This window comes from Shewanella sp. CAL98-MNA-CIBAN-0140 (genome assembly GCF_040309905.1).
GTDB lineage: Bacteria > Pseudomonadota > Gammaproteobacteria > Enterobacterales > Shewanellaceae > Shewanella > Shewanella psychromarinicola.
This window is the reverse complement of record NZ_JBEOPI010000321.1, coordinates 1-227: the sequence shown is the minus strand read 5'-3', so window position 1 is coordinate 227 and position 227 is coordinate 1. Positions and strand designations below refer to the sequence as shown.

Below are 227 nucleotides of genomic sequence, written 5' to 3'. Positions count from 1 at the left end.
CCGTTGAAAGCAAAGGAAAAAGAGCTGGATTTATTGCTATGCAGGCTGTGAATAGCGTTTGCCATGATAGTGTTGAACAGTTCGTTGCCAAACACTTAACGAGACAGCAAAAAGTGCATACAGACGGCTTACCTGCGTTGAACATTATAGATAAGACTCAACAACATGAAGCGAGGGTTACCCCCAGTGAGCTTGTTGATGAATGGCTGCCTTGGGTTCATATTGCC

General features: G+C 44.5%; 1 pseudogene. It reads left to right on the top strand.

Annotated elements, in window-relative coordinates:
* Positions 1-227: pseudogene (locus tag AAEY93_RS21225) on the top strand (IS1595 family transposase); the annotation flags it as partial.